This is a genomic window from Streptomyces sp. NPDC036822, from assembly GCF_055609145.1.
In genome coordinates this window covers 412504-427856 of record NZ_JBVJPY010000001.1, presented here as the reverse complement: position 1 = coordinate 427856, position 15353 = coordinate 412504, and the positions used below count along the sequence as shown (strand labels likewise).

9 protein-coding genes are annotated in these 15353 nt (G+C 72.3%); 3 read left to right on the top strand and 6 right to left on the bottom strand.

Annotated features, from left to right (window positions below; translation table 11 throughout):
- Positions 1–5: 5 nt before the first annotated feature.
- The 6 genes from ACZ68P_RS01980 to ACZ68P_RS01955 all read right to left on the bottom strand — a co-directional run bounded on the left by ACZ68P_RS01980 (position 6) and on the right by ACZ68P_RS01955 (position 9871).
- Positions 6–968 (bottom strand): helix-turn-helix transcriptional regulator, encoded by a 963-nt coding sequence (locus tag ACZ68P_RS01980; RefSeq protein ID WP_471001125.1) that lies wholly within the window; start codon positions 966–968, stop codon positions 6–8.
- A 32-nt stretch (positions 969–1000) separates the two neighbouring features.
- On the bottom strand, positions 1001–3697 hold the full coding sequence (gene aceE, locus ACZ68P_RS01975) for a pyruvate dehydrogenase (acetyl-transferring), homodimeric type (RefSeq protein WP_471001122.1): 2697 nt from the start codon (positions 3695–3697) through the stop codon (positions 1001–1003).
- A 315-nt stretch (positions 3698–4012) separates the two neighbouring features.
- Complete coding sequence (locus tag ACZ68P_RS01970) at positions 4013–4636, bottom strand: GntR family transcriptional regulator (RefSeq protein ID WP_471001119.1); 624 nt, start codon at positions 4634–4636, stop codon at positions 4013–4015.
- 114 nt (positions 4637–4750) lie between these two features.
- Positions 4751–6529, bottom strand: coding sequence for a 2-oxoglutarate dehydrogenase, E2 component, dihydrolipoamide succinyltransferase (sucB, locus tag ACZ68P_RS01965; protein ID WP_471001116.1), 1779 nt, complete (start codon positions 6527–6529; stop codon positions 4751–4753).
- 62 nt (positions 6530–6591) lie between these two features.
- On the bottom strand, positions 6592–7980 hold the full coding sequence (gene lpdA / locus ACZ68P_RS01960) for a dihydrolipoyl dehydrogenase (RefSeq protein ID WP_471001113.1): 1389 nt from the start codon (positions 7978–7980) through the stop codon (positions 6592–6594).
- Between the two features lie 382 nt (positions 7981–8362).
- Positions 8363–9871, bottom strand: a complete 1509-nt coding sequence (locus tag ACZ68P_RS01955) for a leucyl aminopeptidase (RefSeq protein ID WP_471001110.1) — start codon at positions 9869–9871, stop codon at positions 8363–8365.
- A gap of 293 nt (positions 9872–10164) precedes the next feature.
- On the opposite strand from ACZ68P_RS01955, the gene ACZ68P_RS01950 reads away from it, so the two are divergent.
- Genes ACZ68P_RS01950 through ACZ68P_RS01940 form a run of 3 tightly spaced genes read left to right on the top strand, consistent with a single transcriptional unit; the run spans position 10165 to position 15285 of the window.
- Positions 10165–12240: a hypothetical protein gene (locus ACZ68P_RS01950; protein ID WP_471001107.1), complete on the top strand. Its 2076-nt coding sequence runs from the start codon at positions 10165–10167 to the stop codon at positions 12238–12240.
- Positions 12241–12265: 25 nt separating this feature from the next.
- Entirely contained in the window at positions 12266–13786 is a 1521-nt protein-coding gene (gene pelF / locus ACZ68P_RS01945) for a GT4 family glycosyltransferase PelF (protein WP_471001104.1), read from the top strand.
- Positions 13783–15285 carry a hypothetical protein gene (locus ACZ68P_RS01940; protein WP_471001101.1) on the top strand — a complete coding sequence of 501 codons (1503 nt, stop codon included), beginning with the start codon at positions 13783–13785 and terminating at the stop codon, positions 15283–15285. The genes pelF and ACZ68P_RS01940 overlap by 4 nt, the downstream gene beginning before the upstream one ends.
- Positions 15286–15353 lie beyond the last annotated feature (68 nt).

The following is a 15353-nucleotide window of genomic DNA, read 5'->3' as shown; positions in this document are numbered from 1 at the left end:
GGCGACTACCCGTAGAGCGCCGCCAGACGTCCGGCCGCCTCGGCGAAACGCGCCCGCAGCGGCGCCGGTTCCAGGACCTCGGCATCCGCGCCCAGGCTCATCAGCTGGGAGAAGGCGACCTCGTCGTTCTCCACGCGGAGCCTGGCCGTCACGAAACCGGCGTCGTCGCGGGCCGCGGAGGCCAGCGCCTCGTGCGCCGCCGCCCGGTCCGTGACGTGCGGGAGCGCCCGCGCGCCGGCGGGGGAGAGGCGCAGGACCACCTCCGCCCGCAGCAGCGACCGGGCGAACTCCGCCGAGCGCTCCTCCCAGAACGCGGCCAGGTCGAAGTCCTGGTCCCTGACGAAGCGCTCCTCCCCGACCGAGACCGCCGTGAAGCGGTCCACCCGGTACGTACGGAAGGAGGTACCGGCCCGGGCGCAGACGTACCAGGTCCCCGCCTTCAGGACGAGCCCGTGCGGCGCCAGTTCGCGCGCGACCTCGCCGTCCCCGCGCCGGTAGCGCGCCGCGACCGTCCGGTCGTCCCATACCGCCTCCGCGATCGCCGGCAGCAGCTCGGGCGTCTCCGGCTCCTGCCACCATCCCGGCGCGTCGAGGAGGAACCGCCGCGCCGCCGACTCCGGGGCGTCCCGCAGCGAGGGCAGCAGCGCCGCCGACACCTTGAGCCGGGCCGCGGAGGCCGCGTCGCCGAGCCCCATGTCGCGCAGGGCGCCCGGCAGACCGGACAGGAACAGTGCCTCCGCCTCGCCCCGGGCCAGGCCCGTCAGCCGGGTGCGATATCCGCCGATCAGCCGGTAGCCACCGGCCCGCCCCCGGTCCGCATACACCGGAACCCCCGCCTCCGAGAGGGCGAGGGCATCACGGGTGATGGTGCGTTCGGACACCTCCAGCTCCTCGGCCAGTTCGGCCGCCGTCATCGACGGACGGGACTGGAGCAGCAGCACCATCTTGATCAGCCGGGCAGCGCGCATGACACGCATTCTGCCCGGCCGACCGGAGTGGCTCAGAGGCCGTAGCGCTCGCGCGCCTCCTTCACCGCGGAGGCCGGGACCTCGCCGCGGTAAGCGAGCCGGGCCAGGGCCGCGACCACGATCGACTGGGCGTCGACACCGAAGTGCCGGCGGGCCGCCGCGCGGGTGTCGGACAGACCGAAGCCGTCCGCGCCGAGCGAGGAGTAGTCCTGCTCGACCCACTGCGCGATCTGGTCGGGGACCTGCCGCATGTAGTCCGACACCGCGAGGACCGGGGAGTCGACGCCTTCGAGCGCCCGGCGGATGTACGGGACCCGCTCCTCGCCGCGCAGCAGCGCGGCGTCGGCCTCCAGCGCGTCGCGCCGCAGCTCGGTCCAGGAGGTCGCGGACCACACGTCGGCGCCCACGCCCCACTCGGCGGCGAGCAGCTTCTGCGCCTCCAGGGCCCAGTGGATGGCCGTGCCGGAGGAGAGCAGCTGGATCCGCGCGGCGTTGGCGGGAAGGTCGAGACCGGCCGACTCCGCCGTGTTGAAGCGGTACAGGCCCTTGATGATGCCCTCGTCGACCCCGGCCGGCTTGGCGGGCTGCGGCATGGGCTCGTTGTAGACCGTGAGGTAGTAGAAGACGTCCCGGTCCTCGCCCTCGGCGGCCTCGCCGTACATCCGGCGCAGACCCTCCTTGACGATCGCCGCGACCTCGTAGGCGAACGCCGGGTCGTAGGTCAGGGCGGCCGGGTTGGTCGCCGCGATCACCGGGGAGTGGCCGTCCGCGTGCTGCAGACCCTCACCGGTCAGCGTCGTACGGCCCGCGGTGGCGCCGACGAGGAAGCCGCGGCCGAGCTGGTCGCCGAGCTGCCACATCTGGTCGGCGGTGCGCTGCCAGCCGAACATCGAGTAGAAGATGTAGAACGGGATCATCGCCTCGCCGTGCGTCGCGTACGACGAGGAGGCGGCGATGAAGTCGGCCATGGACCCGGCCTCGGTGATCCCCTCGTTGAGGATCTGGCCGTTGACGGCCTCCTTGTAGTACATCAGCTGGTCGCGGTCGACCGGCTCGTACGTCTGGCCCTTCGGCGAGTAGATGCCGAGCGACGGGAAGAGCGACTCCATGCCGAAGGTCCGGGCCTCGTCCGGGACGATCGGGACCCAGCGCTTGCCGGTCTCCTTGTCGCGGACCAGGTCCTTGACCAGGCGGACGAACGCCATGGTGGTCGCCACCGACTGCGAGCCGGAGCCCTTGTCGAAGGCGGTGAAGGCCTTCTCCGCCGGGGCGGGCAGCGGGGCCAGCGGCTGCGCGCGGCGGGCTGGGGCCGGGCCGCCGAGGGCCGCGCGGCGCTCCTGGAGGTAGCGGACCTCGGGGGCGTCGGCGCCGGGGTGACCGTAGGGGACCACGCCGTCGACGAACTGGGAGTCCGAGATCGGCAGCTCCAGCAGGTCGCGCATGTTCTTGAACTCGTCCACCGAGAGCTTCTTCATCTGGTGGTTCGCGTTCTTGGAGGCGAAGCCCTCGCCGAGGGTGAAGCCCTTCACGGTCTGCGCGAGGATCACCGTCGGCGCGCCCTTGAACTCCAGGGCGGCCTTGTACGCGGCGTACACCTTGCGCGGCTCGTGGCCACCGCGCGAGAGGTGGAAGCACTCCAGGATCTTGTCGTCGCTCAGCAGCTTCGCCATCTCCACGAGCGCCGGGTCGGAGCCGAAGAAGTCCTGGCGGATGTAGGCGGCGTCGCGGGTCTGGTACGTCTGCACCTGCGCGTCGGGGACCTCGCGGAGGCGGCGGACGAGGGCGCCGGTGGTGTCGAGCCGGAACAGCTCGTCCCAGGCGTTGCCCCAGAGCGACTTCACGACGTTCCAGCCGGCGCCGCGGAACTGGGCCTCCAGCTCCTGGACGATCTTGAAGTTGGCACGGACCGGGCCGTCGAGGCGCTGCAGGTTGCAGTTGATGACGAAGGTCAGGTTGTCCAGACCCTCGCGGGCGGCGAGCGCGAGGGCCGCCGTCGACTCGGGCTCGTCCATCTCGCCGTCGCCGAGGAACGCCCACACGTGGGAGGCGGAGACGTCCTTGATGGAGCGGTTGGTGAGGTAGCGGTTGAAGCGCGCCTGGTAGATGGCGGAGAGCGGACCCAGACCCATGGAGACGGTCGGGAACTCCCACAGCCACGGGAGGCGGCGCGGGTGCGGGTAGGAGGGCAGGCCCTGGCCGCCGGACTCCTGCCGGAAGTTGTCGAGGTGCGCCTCGGTGAGGCGGCCGTCGAGGAAGGCGCGGGCGTAGATGCCCGGGGAGGCGTGGCCCTGGATGTAGAGCTGGTCGCCCGAGCCGTCCTGCTCCTTGCCCTTGAAGAAGTGGTTGAAGCCCGTCTCGTACAGCCAGGCCGCCGAGGCGAAGGTGGCGATGTGGCCGCCGACACCGTGCTTGGCGCCGCGGGAGACCATCGCGGCCGCGTTCCAGCGGTTCCAGGCGGTGATCCTCCGCTCCATCTCCTCGTCACCGTCGACGGCCGGCTCCGCGGAGGTGGGAATGGTGTTGACGTAGTCCGTCTCCAGCAGCTTGGGCAGGGCCAGGCCCGCGCCCTCGGCATGCTGGAGCGTGCGGCGCATCAGGTAGGCGGCCCGATGAGGGCCGGCGGCCTTGGTGACGGCGTCGAGGGAGGCCGCCCACTCGGCGGTCTCCTCGGTGTCACGGTCCGGGAGCTGGTCGAGCTCACTCGGATTCTTGCCTACGGGATCGGTCATGATCGCCGCCTTCCGGACAGATGGGGGTGGAGAAGGGGTGCCTTGTCTGGCAGGACAGGGCGAAGGGCCGGGGTGCGGCCCGCCGAAGACTGTAATCCGACGATCGATGATCGATCAAAGGGTTGAAGGGGAAAACCTCTTCAGATCGAGAAAGTCGGCACAGGGTGCCGCGAAAGGGGGCACCGGGTGCCTTGTTTCCGCAGGTGGGGGGCGGGATCCCGGAGCCGTTTGAGAGCCTGATCGCACAAACGAGCGGACCCGCCAGGGGCGGATCCGCTCGTCACGACAGGGGTTCGGGGCTCGGTGGTTCCGAGGTCAGGCCCGGGGCGCGCAGCCCAGCACGTGCGCCTTGACCATCGCCCCGATGTTCGGATCGCCCCGGCGGAACGCCTCCACCAGCTCCTGGTGCTCCTCCGCGTACGACTTCTGGACCGTGCCCAGCCAGCGGATGGACAGGGCCGTGAAGACCTCGATGCCCAGGCCCTCCCACGTGTGCAGCAGCACGCCGTTCCCCGCGGCCTTCACCAGCTCCCGGTGGAAGGCGACGGTGTGCCGCACCTGCGCCGTGCCGTCGGCCGTCCGGTCCGCCTCGTACAGCGCCGTCACGTGCGGCTCCAGAGCCGAGCAGTCGGCCGCCAGACGGCTCGCCGCCAGCTCCGCCGCGATCTGCTCGAGACCGGCCCGGACGGGGTAGCTCTCCTCCAGGTCGGCCGCCGTGAGGTTCCGTACCCGCACGCCCTTGTTCGGGGCCGACTCGATCAGGCGCAGCGACTCCAGCTCCCGCAGCGCCTCCCGGACCGGGGTCTGGCTGACCTCCAGCTCGGTGGCGATGCGCCGCTCCACGATCCGCTCGCCCGGCTTCCAGCGGCCGCTGACGATGCCCTCCACGATGTGCTCGCGGATCTGTTCGCGCAGCGAGTGGACGACGGGCACGCTCATGAAGCCGCTCCTTAGGGACGTGCTGACGCCTATGACAATACGGCGGCGCCCCTGCCGGGAGTACTCCCGAACAGGGGCGCCGCTGGTGAGCCTTGTTACAGCTCGGTAGCTTGCCTACAGGCCGAGCTCCACCTCGAACTCGCCGGCCTCGAGGATCTGCTTGACCGCGGTCAGGTAGCGGGCGGCGTCGGCGCCGTCCACCAGACGGTGGTCGTAGGAGAGCGCGACGTACGTCATGTCGCGGATCGCGATCGTCTCACCCAGGTCGGGGTGGTTCACGACGACCGGACGACGGACCGTGGCACCGATGCCCAGGATGGCGACCTGGTTCGGCGGAACGATGATCGTGTCCCACAGCGCGCCGCGCGAGCCGGTGTTGGAGATCGTGAAGGTCGCACCGGAGAGCTCGTCCGGCGTGATCTTGTTGCCACGGACCTTGCCCGCCAGCTCGGCGGTGGCCTTCGCGATGCCGGCGATGTTCAGGCCGCCCGCACCCTTGATGACGGGCGTCATCAGACCCTTCTCGGAGTCCACGGCGATGCCGATGTTCTCCGAGTCGAAGTACGTGATGGTGCCCTCGTCCTCGTTGATCCGGGCGTTGATGACCGGGAAGGCCTTCAGCGCCTGGGCCGCCGCCTTCACGAAGAACGGCATCGGGGACAGCTTGACGCCCTCACGGGCCGCGAAGGAGTCCTTCGCGGCGGCGCGCAGGCGCATCAGCTTGGTGATGTCGACCTCGACGACCGAGGTCAGCTGGGCCTGGCCGTGCAGCGCCTTCATCATGTTGTCGCCGATGACCTTGCGCATGCGAGGCATCTTGACGGTCTGGCCACGGAGGGGAGACGCCTCCAGGGCCGGGATCTGCGGCGCGGCGGCGGCGGCCGGGGCGGCCGGGGCCGGAGCGGCCTTCTTGGCCTCGGCGGCCGCGATGACGTCCTGCTTGCGGATGCGGCCACCGACGCCGGTGCCCTTGACGGCCGCCAGGTCGACACCGTTCTCGGTGGCGAGCTTGCGGACCAGCGGGGTCACGTAGGCGCCGTCCTCCGCCGGCTGTGCGGCGGCGGGCGCGGCGGGAGCCGGAGCCTGGGCGGCCGGAGCCGGAGCCGGAGCCGGAGCCGGAGTCGGAGCGGCCGGAGCCGCGGGAGCGGGCGCCGGGGCCGGAGCGGCCGGAGCGGCGGGAGCCTCGGCGGCCGGGGCGGGAGCCTCGGCGGCCGGAGCCGGGGCGGCGGCGGGAGCGGCACCCGCGGCACCGATGACGGCCAGCTTGGCGCCGACCTCGGCGGTCTCGTCCTCGCCGACGACGATCTCCAGGAGAACGCCGGAGGCGGGGGCGGGGATCTCGGTGTCGACCTTGTCCGTGGAGACCTCGAGCAGCGGCTCGTCGGCGTCGACGGAGTCGCCGACCGACTTCAGCCAGCGGGTGACGGTGCCCTCGGTGACGGACTCGCCGAGCGCCGGGAGAACGACGTCGGTGCCCTCGGCCGAACCGCCGCCGGAGGTGGCCTCGGCCGTGGGAGCCGGAGCCGGGGTCTCGACGTCCGTGGACGGGGTGGTCTGCGGCGCGGGGGCCTGGGCCTCCTGCTGCGGGGCCGCGGCCGGAGCCTCGGCCTGGGCGGGCTCCGCCTGAGCCGGCTCGGCGGCCTCGGGGGCACCCGAACCGTCGTCGATGACGGCCAGCTCGGCGCCGACCTCGACGGTCTCGTCCTCGGCCACCTTGATGGAGGCCAGAACACCCGACGCGGGGGCGGGGATCTCGGTGTCGACCTTGTCGGTCGAGACCTCGAGCAGCGGCTCGTCGGCCTCGACGCGCTCGCCCTCGGCCTTGAGCCAGCGGGTGACGGTGCCCTCGGTGACGCTCTCGCCGAGCGCCGGCAGGGTTACGGAAACCGGCATGGTTTCAGTTGCTCCTAACGAATTGCGGAAAGTGGTCGTCGCGCCCGTTGATGACGTGAGCGTCAGTCGTGGGAGTGGAGAGGCTTGCCGGCCAGGGCCAGGTGGGCCTCGCCGAGCGCCTCGTTCTGCGTCGGGTGGGCGTGGATGAGCTGCGCGACCTCCGCCGGCAGCGCCTCCCAGTTGTAGATCAGCTGCGCTTCGCCGACCTGCTCGCCCATGCGGTCACCGACCATGTGGACGCCGACCACGGCACCGTCCTTGACCTGCACGAGCTTGATCTCGCCCGCGGTCTTCAGGATCTTGCTCTTGCCGTTGCCCGCGAGGTTGTACTTCAGGGCGACGACCTTGTCCGCGCCGTAGATCTCCTTGGCCTTCGCCTCGGTGATACCGACGGAGGCGACCTCGGGGTGGCAGTACGTCACCCGCGGCACGCCGTCGTAGTCGATCGGGACGGTCTTCAGACCGGCCAGGCGCTCCGCCACGAGGATGCCCTCGGCGAAGCCGACGTGCGCGAGCTGCAGCGTGGGGACGAGGTCGCCCACGGCCGAGATCGTCGGCACGTTGGTACGCATGTACTCGTCGACGAGGACGTAGCCGCGGTCCATCGCGACGCCCTGCTCCTCGTAGCCGAGACCCGAGGAGACCGGGCCGCGGCCGATGGCGACGAGCAGCACCTCCGCCTCGAAGGTCTTGCCGTCGGCGAGGGTCACCTTGACGCCGCTGTCGGTGTACTCGGCGGACTGGAAGAACGTGCCGAGGTTGAACTTGATGCCGCGCTTGCGGAAGGCGCGCTCAAGAAGCTTGGAGCTGTTCTCGTCCTCGACCGGGACCAGGTGCTTCAGGCCCTCGATGACCGTCACGTCGGTCCCGAAGGACTTCCACGCGGACGCGAACTCGACGCCGATGACACCGCCGCCGAGGATGATCGCGGACTCCGGGACACGGTCCAGGGTCAGCGCGTGGTCCGAGGAGATGATCCGGTTGCCGTCGATCTCCAGGCCCGGCAGCGACTTCGGTACGGAACCGGTCGCGAGGAGGACGTGCCGGCCCTCGACGCGGCGGCCGTCCACGTCGACGGAGGTCGGGGAGGAAAGGTGGCCGTGACCCTCGATGTATGTCACCTTGCGGGAGGCGACGAGACCCTGCAGGCCCTTGTACAGGCCCGAGATCACGTCGTCCTTGTACTTGTGCACGGCCTTGATGTCGATGCCCTCGAAGGAGGCCTTGACACCGAACTGCTCCGCCTCACGGGTCTGGTCCGCGACCTCACCGGCGTGGAGCAGGGCCTTGGTGGGGATGCAGCCGTTGTGCAGGCAGGTGCCGCCGAGCTTGTTCTTCTCGATCAGTGCGACGTCCAGGCCCAGCTGCGCTCCGCGCAGCGCCGCGGCATAACCGCCGCTACCGCCGCCGAGGATCACTAGGTCGAAAACGGTGCTGGCGTCGTTCGCCACGTCACGTCCTCCATGCATGTGCGCCGGTCGCCGGCCTTCTCTGACCGGGCGGCGGCTGGTGTTCGGCCGCTTTTTATTCGGCCCTGTGGTGGGGGCCCTGTCCTGCCGAGAACCCATCTTCGCACTTGTTGCCGGACGGCGGGACGCGGGGCCGGTCAGTGAGACCCGCGGATCGCCCGTACGGAGAGGTGATCGTCCGGGAGGAGGGCGGTTTTCGTCGCCGGTGGACCGCCGGCGCACCGGCTCGTGGGCGGGAACCCGGGAGCCGGTGCGCGGGAGTGCGAGCGAACCGAAGGGGCGCGACGCCGTCGGAAGGGCGAGCACGGTCGACCGTCGACCGCGGCACCGAGCGCCCCGGAGGAGAGCCGGGCCGCGAAGACGATCAGACCGCGCCGTCGGCGGTGCGCTCCGCCAGCTTCACCAGGGTGCGGACGGCCGATCCCGTGCCGCCCTTCGGGGTGTAGCCGTACGGCGCACCCTCGTGGAAGGCCGGGCCCGCGATGTCGAGGTGGGCCCAGGTGATGCCCTCGCCGACGAACTCCTTGAGGAAGAGACCGGCGACCAGGCCGCCACCCATCCGCTCGCCCATGTTCGCCATGTCGGCCGTCGGGGAGTCCATGCCCTTGCGCAGGTCCGCGGGGAGCGGCATCGGCCAGGACTGCTCGCCGACCTCTCCGGCGATCTCGTGGATCGCGGTGCGGTAGTCGTCGTCGTTGGCCATGATGCCGAAGGTGCGGTTGCCGAGAGCCAGGACCATCGCACCGGTCAGGGTCGCCACGTCGACGATCGCGTCCGGGTTCTCCTCCGACGCCTTCGTCAGCGCGTCCGCCAGGACGAGCCGGCCCTCGGCGTCCGTGTTGAGGACCTCGACGGTCTTGCCGCTGTACATCCGCAGCACGTCGCCGGGGCGGGTGGCCGAGCCCGACGGCATGTTCTCGGCGAGCGCCAGCCAGCCGGTGACGTTGACGGCCAGGCCGATCCGGGCGGCGGCGACGACCGCGGCGAACACGGCGGCGGCGCCGCTCATGTCGCACTTCATCGTCTCGTTGTGCCCGGCCGGCTTCAGCGAGATGCCGCCCGAGTCGTAGGTGATGCCCTTGCCGACCAGGGCGAGGGTCCGCTCCGCGTCCGGGTGCGTGTAGGCGATGCGGACCAGCCGCGGCGGGTTCTGCGAACCGGCGCCGACGCCCAGGATGCCGCCGTAGCCGCCCTTGGCGAGGGCCTTCTCGTCGAGCACCTGGACCTTGAGGCCGTGCTCCTTGCCCGCGGCCTGGGCCGTGGCGGCGAAGGCGGCCGGGGTCAGATCGTTCGGCGGCATGTTGATCAGGTCGCGGGCGCGGTTGATCTCCTCCGTCAGCGCCAGCGCGCGCTCCGCGACGGCCTTGAAGGCCTTGTCGCGCGGCTTGCCGCCGAGCAGGACGATCTCGGCCGGCGGCAGCTTCGCGTCCTTGCCCTTGTCCTGGTAGGCGGTGAAGGCGTACGCGCCGAGCAGCGCGCCCTCCGCGATCGCCTCCGCGTCCTCGGGGGCGGTGATCGGCAGCGCGAAGGCGGCCTTCTTGGCCCCGGCCAGCGTGCGGGCGGCGGTACCGGCGGCGCGGCGCAGCGCCTCGGCGTCGAACGCCTCGCCGTCCTCGGGTGCCGTGCCCAGGCCGACGGCCAGGACGACGGGGGTCTTGAGGCCGGCGGGGGCGGGCAGCTTGATCGCCTCACCCTCGGCACCCGAGGCGCCCAATGTCTCCAGGACGGCAGCGAGCCGGCCGTCGAACGCCTTGTCCACGGCCTCGGCGCCCGGAGCGACGACGAGGGCCTTGCCCGACGTGGCGACGCCGACGACGAGCGCGTCGGCGCGCAGCGTCGCCGCACCGGCGGTGCTGAGAGTGAGAGCAGTCACGGTGGTGAAATCTCGCTTCCATTGAGTCCTGTGGCGGTCGAGGGATGGGCCGACCGTGCCCGCCGCATCGTATTTCGGCCCAGACGGCGCCGTGAACGAGCCTACGCTCGCCGTCCGTGTTCGCTCACGGCGACGGTGATTCACTCATCCGTGGTGTCTCTTTCACGTTTACCGCGCAAGCTCGGAGAGCTCGTCCACACTCGCCTCATTCACGCAAGCGCGGCCACCGCGTCTTCGCATCATCTCCACAGGTCCCCCGCGTGCGGGCGGCCTGCCGAGGGGGACACGACTCGATGGAATCCGACCGAATCCGCATGCCCGGACCCGCCCGCTCCGGACGCCGGGGCCGTACCGCGGGAGCCCTGCTCGCCGCCGCCCTGCTCGCCACGGTCATCCCGTCGGCCGGGGCGAGCGCCGCCGTACCCGTCCCGCGGATCGACCTCACCGTCCTGGTCCTCGACGACGGCGGCAGCGCCGTGCAGGCCATCACCTCCGAGCTGCGCTCCACCGGCGTGCCCTACCGCACGGTCGACCTGAACGACTCCGGCCGCCCGGTCATCACGCCCGGCTTCCTCAGCGACCCCTCCGACAGCGCTACCGGCCGCCCCCGCGCCAAGTACCAGGGCGTGGTCGTCCCCCACGAGTCCGCCTTCGGCCCGGACTCCGCCGAGCAGGCGGCGCTCCTCGCGTACGAGCGGACCTTCGGCATCCCGCAGGTCGACGCGTACACCTGGGCCCACCCCGGCGTCGGCCTGGACTACACCAACGACCACGGCTTCTCCGGCCCCCTCGACGGAGCCACCGCCTCCGTCACCGCCGCCGGCAAGGCGGGGCCCTTCAAGCACCTCGACGGGCCGCTGACCTTCGAGGACAACGACCCCGCCATCAGCGAGAGTCACGGCTACGCCGGCCGTCCCCGCGAGGGCTACACCAGCTACCTCGACATCCCGGTCGAGGACGGCGGCCGGGCCAGCCTGATCGGCGAGTACGCCCACGACGGCCGCCGCGAACTGGTCGTCACCTTCGCCTACAACCAGTACCAGCGGCAGTTCCGCGCGCTCGCCCGCGGCATCGTCGAATGGCTCACCCAGGGCGTCCACCTCGGCCGGAGCCGCAACTACCTCTCCGTCCACGTCGACGACGTCTTCGCCCCCGACGCCCGCTGGGACACCGTCCGCAACTGCACCCCGGGCGACTTCGACTGCGTCGGCGACGACGGCGAGGGCGTGAACCCGGTCCGGATGACCGCCGACGACGCCCGCCACGCCGCCGCCTGGCAGAAGTCCGCCGGCTTCACCCTCGACATGGTCTACAACGGCGGCCAGGGCGAACAGTGGAAGACCGAGCACGCGGGCAGCGACCCGCTCGCCGCCCAACTGATCGCCGACCGCGCCCAGTACCGCTGGGTGAACCACACCTACACCCACCCCTTCCTCGGCTGCGTCCAGGACACCGCCACCGTCCCCTGGCAGTGCGCCAGGAACACCGCCGGAGCCACCCTGTGGACGAGCCGGAGTGAGATCTCCGGACAGATCCGGAACAACCACAACTGGGCCGTGGGCAAGGGCATCTCCGTCGACCGCACCGAACTCGTCACCGGTGAGCACTCCGGCCTCAAGACCCTGCCGCAGCAGAACACCGACAACCCCAACCTCGCCGGCGCGCTCGCCGACAACGGGGTGAAGTGGCTGGCGAGCGACAACTCCCGCGAACCCGCGCAGCGCGCCGTCGGCACCGCCAGGACCGTCCCGCGCCACCCCATGAACGTGTACTACAACGTGGGCACGGCCGCCGAGATGGCCGACGAATACAACTGGATCTACACCTCGCGCGCCGACGGCGGCAGCGGCGTCTGCGAGACGAACCCGGCCTCCACCTGCCTGCCCGCACCGCTCGACACCGCCACCGGGTACGCCTCCCACATCGTCCCGCAGGAGGCCCGCATCGCGCTCTCCCACGTGGTGGCGAACGACCCGCGCCCGCACTACGTCCACCAGTCCAACCTCGCCGAGGAGCGGCTGCTCTACCCCGTCCTCGACAAGGTCCTCGCCGACTACCGCGCCCTCTTCGCGGAGAGCACCCCTCTGGTGAACCCGCGCCAGCGCGACGTCGGCACCGAGCTGAGCCGCCGGGCCGCCTGGGACCAGGCCCTCGCCGCCGGAAAGGTCACCGCCTACCGCGTCGGCGCCACCGTCACGGTCAAGGCCCCCGCCGGAGTGGACGCCCCGATCACCGCGCCCGAGGGCACCCGCAAGCGGCTCGCCCTCGGCACCGCGGCCTTCGGCACGCCCTACGCCGGAACGCGCTCGGCCTGGACCGCGCCCGAGCTGCTCCAGACCGCGATCACCCTCACGCTCCCGTCCGCCTGACCAGCACGTCGAGGGGGGAACGCACATGCCGAGCAGTGGCCGCCACGTCACCATGCTCACCGAAGGCACCTATCCGCACGTCCACGGGGGCGTGAGCACCTGGTGCGACCAGCTCGTCCGGGGCATGCCCGAGGTCGACTTCGCCGTCCTCGCGCTCACCGGCAGCGGACGGGAACCGGTCACCTGGGAGCTGCCGCCCAACCTCTACCGCCACACGTCGTTCCCCCTCTGGGGCGCCTCCCCGGGGCCGGCTCGCGGCCGGCCCCCGCGGGGGAGGGAGGGCCGCCGCTTCCTGGAGACGTACGAACGCTTCTTGCTGTCGGTCCTCGACCCGGACGCCGGGTGCGACTTCGGCGAGGGCCTCTACGCCCTGGCCGGACTCGCCCGGAGCGGACGGCTCACCGCCGCCCTGCGCTCCGAGCGGGTGCTCCGCACGCTGATGCGGATCTGGACCATGCCGCACCTGCCGACCGCCGCGGCCCGGCCCACCGTCCACGACGCGCTGACCGCCACCGACCTGCTGGAGCACGCGCTCCGGCCCCTCGCCGGCCGGATAGCCGACGGCAGCGTCGCGCACGCCGTCTCCAGCGGACTCGCCACGCTGCCGGCGCTCGCCGCCCAGCACTTCGAAGGAGTGCCGTTCCTGCTCACCGAACACGGCATCTATCTGCGCGAGCGCTACCTCGGCTACCGCACCGAGGCCCAACGCTGGCCGGTCAAGGCCCTGATGCTCGGCTTCTACCGCGAACTCAACTCGCTCGGCTACCGCAAGGCCGACCTCATCACCCCGTGCAACCAGTACAACCGGCGGTGGGAGGAGCGCGGCGGCGCGCCCTCCGACCGCATCCGGACCGTCTACAACGGCGTCGATCCGGCCGCCTTCCCGTACGCCGGCCCCGAACCCGAGGTGCCCACGCTCAGCTGGGCCGGCCGGGTCGACCCCATCAAGGACCTGGAGACGCTGATCCGGGCGTACGCGATCGTCCGCGCCGAACTCCCCGAACTGCGACTGCGGTTGTTCGGACCGGTCCCGGCCGGCGGCGAGGACTACCGGACCCGTCTGGAGAAGCTCGCCGCCGAACTGGGCGTGACCGACGGCGTCACCTTCGAGGGCCGGGTCTCCGACGTGGCCGGCGCGTACGCGGCGGGCAGCGTCGTGATGCTGTCCTCGATCAGCGAGGGGTTCCCCTTCTCCCTGATCGAGGCCATGTCGTGCGGCCGGGCGACGGTGTCGACGGACGTGGGCGGGGTGCGGGAGGCGGTCGGCGACACCGGAATCGTCGTCCCGCCGCGCGAGCCCGCGGTGATGGCCGCGGCCGTCACCGAACTGCTGCGCGACGGGGAACGGCGGGCCGAGCTGGGGCGCAGGGCTCGGCAGCGGGTCGTGGACCGGTTCACCCTGCACCGCTCGGTCGACGGCTTCCGGCAGATCTACCGCGAACTGGCCGGACAGCCCGTCACCCCGCTCCCGGACCCGGAGGACTGGACCGTCCGCCTCACCGACCCCTGGCGCCAGGACCTCGTCGGGGGAGGCTCGCTGTCATGAGCGGCTCCCTCTGGCTGACGAACGGCACCATGCGGGACGCCCTGCCGGTGATACCGCGTCAGCGGCCGTACGGCTCCCTGGCCATGGACGAACCCGCCGCGCCCGCCGCCGATCCGAAGCTTTGCGGGCATCCCGCCGCGGACGGCGCGGCCGCGGCCCCCGGCGACACCGACCGGGGCGAGGCCGGCCGCACGGCCGCGGACCCCCTCGACGAACTCGCCCTCCGCCTGGACGCGTTGGCCGCCGCGGCCGTCCACCCCGACGAGATAGCCGCGATCCTGGAGTCCGACGGCATGACGGACGACCACATCCGCCTCACCTACGGACGCGCCGACTCCTTCTCCCTCGCCGAGGACCTCTACGCCCGCGTCGAACGGCGCCACATCGCCCCGGAGGCGCCGCCCACCGGGCCCTGGCACACCGGTCTCGCCGGCTGCCTCCTGCGCGGGCTCGTCTTCGCCCTGCCCGGGCTCGCCTACGTCCTCGGGGCGCCGCTCCTGGCCGGGCCGCGCGGCCCCCACGGCCTGCCTGCCGGAACGATCCCCCTGCTCGCGGGTGCCGTCACCGGCTGGGTGTGGAACCAGGCCCTCGCGCACCGCGCGTACTCCTGGCTGGGGCTCGGCGACCGGCGGGCCGCCGTCCGCGCGCTGCTCCTCGGCGCCCCGGCGGGCGCCCTCGCCGGAGCGGTCGTCGCCTGCGCGGCCGCCGGGCCGGGGGAGTGGCACGCCGCCGCCTTCGCCGCGGGCCAGGCGCTCTACCTCGCCGCCGCGACCGTCCTGCTCGTCCTCGGCCGCGAACGCGCCCTGCTGTGCGCGCTGCTGCCGCTGATGGGTGCCGTACCCGCGTTCTGGTACGACCTGCCGGGCGTCCTGCGGGCCGCCCTGCTGCTGGTCTCGCTCGCGGCGAGCGTCGCCTTCGCCGCGCTCGTCCTCCGGCCGGGGGCCCGGCCCGGCGCGAGCGGCAGCGGCGGTCCGCCGCTCGCCGCCTCCCTCCCGTACGGCCTGTTCGGCCTCGGCACCGGACTGCTCGTCCTGTGCACGGCGGACCCGGCCGCCGTCGTCGCGCTGACCCTGTCCATGGGGCCGGCGGAGTGGCTGCTGCACCGCTTCCGCAGCGGCAGCCTGGCACGGCTGCGGATCCTCACCACCGCCCGGCAGTTCCGCCGGGCCACGGCCGGCGTCCTCGCCCGCTCCCTCGGCGGCTACCTCGCCGTCCTCCTCGCCCTGACCGTCACCGGCACCCTGCTCTGGCCCGACGCCCCCCGTCCGACCGCCACCCGGCTCCTCGCGCTCCTCCTCGTCGGCGTCGTCCTCTGGCTCGGACTGCTCCTCCAGGCCTTCGGCGCCGTCCGCGGCGCGGCCGCCGTGTGCCTGCTCGCGGCGGCCGCGCAGATCCTGGCACCACCCGGGACCCGCCCGGCGATCGCCGCGGGAGCGGCGGCGGTCCTCGCGGTCCTTACCTGTGCTCTTCTGATACGACCGACCGCCCACCGCGCCTGAACCCCCTCCCTTCGTCCCGGCGACAGCCGCGGCCGCCCCTGATGCGGCCCGATCGACAAGACACCCGC

Bases quoted from the DNA above. Each gene is read 5' to 3' on its own strand.
- pelF (WP_471001104.1), top strand. From the start codon at position 12,266: ATGCCGAGCAGTGGCCGCCACGTCACCATGCTCACCGAAGGCACCTAT.
- aceE (WP_471001122.1), bottom strand. From the start codon at position 3,697: ATGACCGATCCCGTAGGCAAGAATCCGAGTGAGCTCGACCAGCTCCCG.
- sucB (WP_471001116.1), bottom strand. From the start codon at position 6,529: ATGCCGGTTTCCGTAACCCTGCCGGCGCTCGGCGAGAGCGTCACCGAG.
- ACZ68P_RS01980 (WP_471001125.1), bottom strand. From the start codon at position 968: ATGCGCGCTGCCCGGCTGATCAAGATGGTGCTGCTGCTCCAGTCCCGT.
- ACZ68P_RS01950 (WP_471001107.1), top strand. From the start codon at position 10,165: ATGGAATCCGACCGAATCCGCATGCCCGGACCCGCCCGCTCCGGACGC.
- ACZ68P_RS01940 (WP_471001101.1), top strand. From the start codon at position 13,783: ATGAGCGGCTCCCTCTGGCTGACGAACGGCACCATGCGGGACGCCCTG.
- ACZ68P_RS01970 (WP_471001119.1), bottom strand. From the start codon at position 4,636: ATGAGCGTGCCCGTCGTCCACTCGCTGCGCGAACAGATCCGCGAGCAC.